This window comes from Veillonella dispar, from assembly GCF_937975875.1.
Lineage (GTDB): Bacteria > Bacillota > Negativicutes > Veillonellales > Veillonellaceae > Veillonella > Veillonella dispar_B.
In genome coordinates, this window is sequence record NZ_CALJSP010000093.1 from 1 (window position 1) to 7738 (window position 7738).

Below are 7738 nucleotides of genomic sequence, written 5' to 3' on the forward strand. Positions count from 1 at the left end.
TGTACCGCACTCTAAGCAACCAGCGAAATCAAAGGCTAAATCGCCATTCTCTTGTAATGTATATAGACCGGCAGGACAGCCGTTTACGAGTTTCATTTTCTCTTCAAGGCTAAAGCCAGCGCCATCCACAATGATATGAGGAGACGTTTCATCTACATAATATTTATTGGCGCCCAAACGCTCTTCTAGTTTCATAGGGAACGCACCCCTTTCCAAGCATCACGAATCAAGGTAAATAGGCCAATGTCTCCGACACGGCGCATAATTTTTTTCATCATTGGTACTGCACCATCACCGTTTACAGTGAATACGTCGCGCATCAAATTGTTAACAAATGCTGGGTATTCATTGAAAATACGCGGATGGGTAGCGAGGAATTTAGGCATATTTTTGTAACGCTTCAAGTCCTTCAGTAACCAAGAACTCTTGATTTGACGTTCATACAATTTAGCTACGCGATCCATGTTTTCGTCGCGCAACGCTACGTTAACTGCATCTGCTGCGCACATACCGGACTCGATAGCAAGGTCCATACCACGAATAGTATACCCAAGGTTCATACACATACGTGCCGCATCACCAACGATAATATAACCATTACCGCCCAATGTAGGCATCGATTTATAGCCCCCTTCAGGTACGAGGTGGGCGCTATGTTCTTTCAATTGACCATTTTTCAACAATGGTGCAATTCTTGGATGGCTTGTGAAAGCTGAAAGCATATCGTCTACAGAACGATCGGCTTTACCGATGTCTTCAAGGCCTACAACCATGCCCACGGAAATGCTATCTTTATTTGTATAAATAAAGCCGCCCCCCAATAAACCAGAGGTCATATCGCCCAAAGTAAGCCATGCCATACCATCATCACCAGACAGCATAAGGCGATTTTCAAGATCTTCTTTCTTAAGTTTATATACCTCTTTTACACCTACTGCCATTGTACTTGGATCTGTAGGAGCTGTGAGGCCAGTCTTTTCTAATAATAATGTATTGGAGCCTTCTGCGATGATAACGAGTTTTGCATACACTTCATCATCGTGGCATCGAACGCCTACAACGCGTTGTTTTTTGCCTTCTCCTTCAGTAATGAGGTCTGTTACTTGTACATTGGATACGAGAAGAGCCCCTTTTTTCTCAGCCTCTTCAGCAAGCCATTTATCGAATTTAGCACGTAATACTACGTAGGACTCTTCATTCGGTTGACCATCTTCGTAACTGTACTCAATAGTCGTCATTTCATTGCCAGCACCGATAGAAATGCGTTCTTTTGTCACCTTACGTTCCAATGGGGCACGGTCTCTAAAGTCCGGTACTAACCGTTCTAAAGAATGTGTGTAGATACGTCCACCCATCATATTTTTAGCGCCTGGTGCGACACCACGTTCAATGAGTAAAACCTTTACCCGTTGCTCCGCAAGGCGTAACGCCGCCGCAGATCCTGATGGGCCTGCACCAACAACGATAACGTCAAATGTTTCATTGCGATCAATTGCCATATACTCAGCTCCTTTAATCAAAGCTTAGACTTACATAAGTTCATATAGTATATATATTTCTCTATTAAGAACTAAAATACCTTTAAAAATTACCACAGAAAAATGAATATATTCTATATTATTTAACATTGTCTTGTAAATAGCTCTATAGGATGTATATATACTCATTATATGCTTATACTATTGCATACTATTCATTACCAATAGGTGCAACAAAATTCATCAATTCGTGAAATTTATAAGTTTATCTAGCTTTCACAGTGAAAGTAGCGTATGATAAAAGTAGGAAAAACCCTATACGGAGCAACACGCGTATAATACGACCGCATAATGCAAGACCACGGTCAAGGTTAGGCACTCATTATTTTGGAATTACCAGAGGAGGCCATATGGACCCGTTAAGAATCTTGAAAGCATTATCAAATCCACATCGGTTAGATATTATATTGTGGCTAAAGCACCCAGAGAAAGAATTCGGTGTACAAGTACACACTAATACTCTTATCGATTTCCCTAACAGTGTGAGCGTTAAGAGTATTCAAAAGCGCTGTGGTGTATCTCAATCTTCCATCTCTACATTTATGAGCATCTTAGAAAATGCGAAACTCGTAGAGTCTCGCAAGATTGATCAGTATACCTATTTCCGCCGTAACGAAGAAGTAATTCGTGAGTTCGGCGAATGGTATAACAAAGAGGTATCCATCCAATCGGACGATATCGACAAATTATTAGAAACGGTAAACTTAGAAGATACTTCGTATCCTTTGACAGACCTAACAGAGGAATCCTCTATGCCTGGCGAACAACTCGCTGTCGAAATCAATACTAAGGGATCCGATCATGATGAAAACAGGAAATAACATTCTCCCTCACTCACCATACTTAGGGATAAAAAGAAAAGAGCTATAATACACATGCGATTATAGCTCTTTTTTATTTTTAATCATTCAATATATTTTGTAAATCTCGCCGATTATAGTAAATATGACGAACCTCCATTACATCTTCAATTACTACATAAAAGATATAAAAGTTGCGTACTATAATTTTATAATATGTATACTCACGTTGTTTCTTACTCGGATATACGGCAAAAGATTCTGGACAACTTAATCTTGTGTATATAGCAGCCTCAATATCTGTAATTAGTTGATGAGCGGCTTCTCTATTATGCAGAACATAAGTTATATAATCAACAATATGATTAAACTCCTCTTCAAATAATGGTAAAATCGTAAGTTTATATTTCCGCTCCATCGATTCTCTCCCTTACGCGACGAAATACATCGGCACCAGAGTATCGAATTTTACTTTCTTTTGCTGCAGAATCAGCTTCATCCAAGGCGTACTCAATAGGATCTGTTAATGCTGAATATTGTTCAATACTCATTAACACCATAGTTCCATATCCATTCTTAGTTAAAAATACAGGCGAATTTGTTGTAATAACGGTTTCTTCAACTTCAGGAAATTTATTACGCAAGTCTGATACAGGTCTAATATTAATCAATATATACACCTCCTTATATCATAATTCTATCATTATTTTATTAATTTTACTAACAATATTATGGCAATCAATAGTTCAACTAAAAATGCCCTCCAACAGGAGGGCATCTATTATATTAGAATTATACTTCTTCTATCGTTGTGCTTCATAGGCTCTGAATAGTTTAGATAATAATTCAGGTGCCAAGCGCAATAGGTCTGGGTTTTCACAGAAGGATACGCGTAATTGTGTTCTGCCTGGATTATCTTCACCTTTTTTACCGCTATAGAAACCATTGAGTGGAGCCATGAGGAGTGTGTATTCTTTACCATCATCAAGACTAATAGCACCGTGTTCAGCACACCAAGAGGCAAATTCTACACCATCAAAGCCCGGTTTCGCTACCTTCCGTACGTCGATAACAAAGTAAATAGACGCTTCTGGACGAGATACGATGAAATCAGGTTCGACCGCTTTGAATCCTTCGTGAAGTTCAAAGATCATTTGACGGTAGTAATCACGTTGTTGTTCATACCAGTTATGAAGCTCTGCATAGCTTTCATGAGCCAAAGCACCAAAGATATATTGACCTAATGTATTAGCACTAAGGTTCGCTGTATATTCGGCTACAGATTTTTCATAGCACAATTTGTTATCCGTAATGATAGCGCCAATGCGTAGGCCACAAGCGTTCCATACCTTACTAGCTGTTTCAAGGCTGATACGACGGCCTTCAATGCCAGGAACATCCTTATTGGTTAACGCCCAAATACTAGATGTTTCCTTACCTTTTTCGTAAGCCAATTCGCGATAGGCTTCGTCAGAGATAATCCACAAATTATGTTTAACACATAATTTTGTATATTCAATCAATGTTTCTTTACTGAATAATTGACCTGTAGGGTTATCGTAAGGAATGATGAGCAACGCACCTGGTTTTGTATCAATGATACGTTGTTCTACGGTTTCAACAGATGGCAATTCAAATTCGCCGTTTTCATTAAGTTCACGCTCAACAGTAACTGTTTTACGGCCAATGCGAAGACCTACCGCATCATAGTTTGTATAAGATGGGTTGAACATTAAAAGAGGGCGTTCCTCTTCGCCAGCACCACCACATACGCCAAGCATGATGATTTCCATCGCCATAGATGCACCATCTGTTACGAGTACATTAAGGCCTGTTGTATCAAAGCCTTGGCTGCGCAAAATGTGAAGGAATGCTTCGCGGCATTCATCGGTACCTGTCGTTGGTACATACGGTACAATGCCTGTATGGAACGGGCTATCCACACCGCCCAAATCGAACAACCGACGCTGCATGGCGGGATGCATAGGACGCATTACATTACCAATAGAACCATTCACCAAAATTGGTGGGTTCTTACGTTCCAAGAATTTAATTTGTCCTAGGCGAATGCCAGATGGCTTTCGAGCCATCATATACGGCGACAATTCTGGTTGTTTCATTCAGATCCAACTCCTCTAAAAAAGAAACTGCCTCGATAGGGAGGCTATATTAACTGTAAAAGTAACAAAACCACTACATACATGCGGTAGTTCTGTTCTTTACAAAGATAAAGTACTAATATATTGATATATATAGATACTTAATATTATAGTGCTTTTACTATAGAAAATCTATAGTTTTATAACACAGACTTATGTTCTTATCGCTCATATACCATTTGTGTCATAAAGTAAATGCCTCGTCCAATGTGATAGGTTTTAGCCAGTATTGATTCATAAGCTCCCTCTCTCATCTGCAACTTACGATTTAAAGAATGTTTATATTAAGTATACAGTAGAAAATATATTACGTATATAAAGAAAAGACCGAGCCTATCTGAACTCGGTCTTTTATGCTACATCAACAATTAAATCATCAAATTATCTGTCGATTGTTTTACGTCCATGATCGTTTGTGTTCGTATTCTTTGTAGCTTTAGCTGTATGTTTTGTTGTAGAAGCCTTAGTAACAGGTTTTACTTCTTTACCTTTAGCCGGTTTAGCTTGTTCTGCTTTCACAGGTTTAGCCTTTTCTTGTTTTACCTTTTTGGGTTTCTCTTGTTTCACTTTCACAGGGTTTTTAGCATTAACTGCCGCACCTGCTGGTTTTACAAAAGCATTATTAAGGTTTGTCGCCACTTGCAATGCTATGTCAGAGCTTGGCGTAGATACGATGGATTGGCCTGCTACAGTTACAGTGCCACCACTATAGGATGCAGAACCTGGTGCGATTTGGTTGTTATGGTACAACCGTGCCAATTTACCAGCCATGTAATACGCCCGTTCTTCCCCTGTATAGCGGCCACTGCCTGCTGGGCTATAGATATTGTCACCGTTGACGTAAACAGCGCCATTAGACACATTTACATGATTTCCAGAGTATGTGTACATGCGGGAAATATTATTATTTACCCGATCAGACAACTTAGGATGGTTATTAGGTGCCACTACTTGTGAAAGTCCTTCACGATAGTGCTCCCCAACCTTGTTGCGTAATACCGCCATAGAACCAGCTGCACCGCCCACATTGTATGGAGATTCGCTTAAAATCTTGAATCCTAGTTCATCGGCTGCTTTTTCTTGGCTCATTGTAAATACTTGGTTAGACAAGTAGTTGCCCGCTACGTTAGATAATAACGCGGCCCCTTCGCTACCACCAGCTGCAATACCTACAGCTGTAGATAGGCCGATTTGCTTTCTAGCGCCATTGATAATATCTTTATGCTCACCATGAGCAATTTCATGGGCCATTACATAGGCCAGTTGATCATCATCAAGGGTATCCAAAGCACCTTTATTAACAGACATAACGCGACCAAGCGTTGCAAAGGCATTAAACTCTGTATCAGGGTTTGCATAGACAACGTAAGAACGTTTTACGCTAGGAGATGCCTCTAATGTTTTCAAGATGCGTTGTACGCGCGCTTGCGCTGCACTATCGTTTAAGTAACCTGTTTTCTCCTTAGTACGCGCCAAGCTTTCTTGTTGACCTTGTTCAGAATTATCCATTTTATTTAAAGCAGTGGATACATAAGCCATGGCAACAGCGCCACCAGCCAATGTTTGTACTGCACTAGATGCAGCATTCACAGGTGCTGTTTGCATAATAGCAGGCGCCATTGTCGCTGCCATAGCTACAGATAACGTAGCTGCTGTAAGTTTCTTGTTCATTCTCTCAACCTCTCGAATTGATTAACCATATAGTAATAAAACAAATTATCACACTAGATTTACACACTATGTATATAGTATCTCTTCATGGTAAATATAGAATGAATAATGGAACAATCATTCATTTATCCTAAGATTTTCCAACGGATTATTGATCATTCAAACATTGCTGACTATTGATCTGATGTTACTGGTTTAGCTGAAAGTACAACCGCTTCTTTACCATCTTTAGAAATAGCACCACCATGCGTATAGCCAACTACATCAAAGCCCGCTTCTGCACACTGCTCTGCGATGCTTTCATAATTTTCATTCTTACCACGTGTACACGTAGAAAGATGGACGGTAGTAACACCTTTTTTCTTGAAAGACTCAATCTTCTTAGCTAGATCGCCACCACTGTGCGTGAAACCGACCAACTCAATATCCTCGTCTGCATAACGCTCAAAGGAATCTGCTTTATTCATAAATGCTTTTAAACAACCGCCACAAGAACAGCGCTGCATTGTATCCTCATTGACGAGAACTGCAATTTTTTTAGACATAAAACCTCCTATTAAAGTATAGTTTGAACTTTAGTATAACATATGTATTGAGAAATGATGTATCTTAAAGCACATAAGATAATGATAAATATATAAGTAAAGATATCGTAATTTAATATTAATTAAATACTGCTAGTTTTATATCTCTCCAGTAAATGGTTAAATAAAGGTATTTAAATTACTAGACCATTGTTTATAACAATAAATGATACAACTTGATTTCTTCTTTTCATAGACCTTGAAAGATACTTAACGACCATAAGATTTGAATAGTGATTACAAGAGTAAAATAATCTACTCATTACATCTTTGAGCTACAAAATATTGCCTTCTTATCTATATAGTTAAGGTAAGAATTCAGATAAACAGTATCTATAAAATTGAGGTTTGAACGCATATATGCTATCATGGAAGAAAGAAGGATTGGGATGGAGAAACCTAAGTTTGAGTTCTATACAAGACCTAATGGACATAATGAATTTCTAGAGTTTTATAATACACTGCCTTATAAAGATCGTAGAAAATTAATGGCTACTATTGAAATGATAGAAAGAGAAGGCATGATTATAGCCTTTCAACTAGAACTTGTAAAAAAGTTAGACTATGAAATTTATGAAATACGATCTAAGATATCAAGTAATATACAACGTGTATTGTACTTTCATAAAGATAATAATAGATATATCATAACTCATGGATTTACTAAGAAAACGCAAAAAACGCCCGTAAGAGAAATTCAACATGCAAAAGCAATTAAAGCAGAATACGAGGAGGAACAATATGCCAACCATAAAATTTGACGATTTTCTGAAAGAACAATTAAAAGATCCAAAATTTAGAGAAGGATATTATGAGGAACAGGCTAGACTAGAAAATGCGGTAGCTGTTTTAAAAGCACGAAAGGCTGCAGGACTAACACAACGTGATTTAGCGGAAAAATCTGGTGTCCCTCAATCCACAATTGCGAGAATAGAACAAGGTGCCAATACAAGTTTAAGCACTATGTGTAAAATTGCATTTGCTTT

Annotated in this window: 10 protein-coding genes; 3 read left to right on the forward strand and 7 right to left on the reverse strand. The window is 38.5% G+C overall.

What is annotated here, in order from left to right; genetic code table 11:
* A partial coding sequence (locus Q7P05_RS04270; protein ID WP_303930691.1) for a ferredoxin family protein occupies positions 1 to 195 on the reverse strand: 195 nt, incomplete at its 3' end.
* Positions 192 to 1499, reverse strand: a complete 1308-nt coding sequence (locus tag Q7P05_RS04275) for an FAD-dependent oxidoreductase (RefSeq protein WP_303930693.1) — start codon at positions 1497 to 1499, stop codon at positions 192 to 194. The genes Q7P05_RS04270 and Q7P05_RS04275, both read right to left, overlap by 4 nt.
* A 389-nt stretch (positions 1500 to 1888) precedes the next feature.
* Between Q7P05_RS04275 and Q7P05_RS04280 the strand changes: the two genes are divergently transcribed.
* Entirely contained in the window at positions 1889 to 2359 is a 471-nt protein-coding gene (locus Q7P05_RS04280; protein ID WP_303930695.1) for a helix-turn-helix transcriptional regulator, read from the forward strand.
* 79 nt (positions 2360 to 2438) lie between these two features.
* On the opposite strand, the gene Q7P05_RS04285 is transcribed toward Q7P05_RS04280, so the two are convergent.
* From Q7P05_RS04285 to Q7P05_RS04305, 5 genes are all read right to left on the reverse strand, one after another.
* Entirely contained in the window at positions 2439 to 2756 is a 318-nt protein-coding gene (locus Q7P05_RS04285) for a type II toxin-antitoxin system RelE/ParE family toxin (protein WP_303930697.1), read from the reverse strand.
* Complete coding sequence (locus Q7P05_RS04290) at positions 2740 to 3009, reverse strand: type II toxin-antitoxin system Phd/YefM family antitoxin (protein ID WP_039969464.1); 270 nt, start codon at positions 3007 to 3009, stop codon at positions 2740 to 2742. The genes Q7P05_RS04285 and Q7P05_RS04290 overlap by 17 nt, the downstream gene beginning before the upstream one ends.
* Positions 3010 to 3141: 132 nt before the next feature.
* Complete coding sequence (locus tag Q7P05_RS04295; protein ID WP_303930699.1) at positions 3142 to 4458, reverse strand: pyridoxal phosphate-dependent aminotransferase; 1317 nt, start codon at positions 4456 to 4458, stop codon at positions 3142 to 3144.
* Positions 4459 to 4878: 420 nt separating this feature from the next.
* Positions 4879 to 6168 carry a M48 family metallopeptidase gene (locus Q7P05_RS04300; RefSeq protein ID WP_303930701.1) on the reverse strand — a complete coding sequence of 430 codons (1290 nt, stop codon included), beginning with the start codon at positions 6166 to 6168 and terminating at the stop codon, positions 4879 to 4881.
* A 173-nt stretch (positions 6169 to 6341) separates the two neighbouring features.
* Positions 6342 to 6713 carry a CGGC domain-containing protein gene (locus tag Q7P05_RS04305; RefSeq protein WP_227283736.1) on the reverse strand — a complete coding sequence of 124 codons (372 nt, stop codon included), beginning with the start codon at positions 6711 to 6713 and terminating at the stop codon, positions 6342 to 6344.
* A 407-nt stretch (positions 6714 to 7120) separates the two neighbouring features.
* On the opposite strand from Q7P05_RS04305, the gene Q7P05_RS04310 reads away from it, so the two are divergent.
* The gene (locus Q7P05_RS04310; protein ID WP_369680426.1) at positions 7121 to 7513 is read left to right on the forward strand and encodes a type II toxin-antitoxin system RelE/ParE family toxin; all 393 of its coding nucleotides are present in this window, start codon (positions 7121 to 7123) and stop codon (positions 7511 to 7513) included.
* A partial coding sequence (locus tag Q7P05_RS04315) for a helix-turn-helix domain-containing protein (RefSeq protein WP_303930703.1) occupies positions 7494 to 7738 on the forward strand: 245 nt, incomplete at its 3' end. The genes Q7P05_RS04310 and Q7P05_RS04315, both read left to right, overlap by 20 nt.

What these genes read in the sequence shown, in the direction of transcription:
- Q7P05_RS04305 (WP_227283736.1), bottom strand. Translation starts at nt 6,713, where the DNA reads ATGTCTAAAAAAATTGCAGTTCTCGTCAATGAGGATACAATGCAGCGC.
- Q7P05_RS04280 (WP_303930695.1), top strand. Translation starts at nt 1,889, where the DNA reads ATGGACCCGTTAAGAATCTTGAAAGCATTATCAAATCCACATCGGTTA.
- Q7P05_RS04300 (WP_303930701.1), bottom strand. Translation starts at nt 6,168, where the DNA reads ATGAACAAGAAACTTACAGCAGCTACGTTATCTGTAGCTATGGCAGCG.
- Q7P05_RS04285 (WP_303930697.1), bottom strand. Translation starts at nt 2,756, where the DNA reads ATGGAGCGGAAATATAAACTTACGATTTTACCATTATTTGAAGAGGAG.
- Q7P05_RS04275 (WP_303930693.1), bottom strand. Translation starts at nt 1,499, where the DNA reads ATGGCAATTGATCGCAATGAAACATTTGACGTTATCGTTGTTGGTGCA.
- Q7P05_RS04310 (WP_369680426.1), top strand. Translation starts at nt 7,121, where the DNA reads ATGGAAGAAAGAAGGATTGGGATGGAGAAACCTAAGTTTGAGTTCTAT.
- Q7P05_RS04295 (WP_303930699.1), bottom strand. Translation starts at nt 4,458, where the DNA reads ATGAAACAACCAGAATTGTCGCCGTATATGATGGCTCGAAAGCCATCT.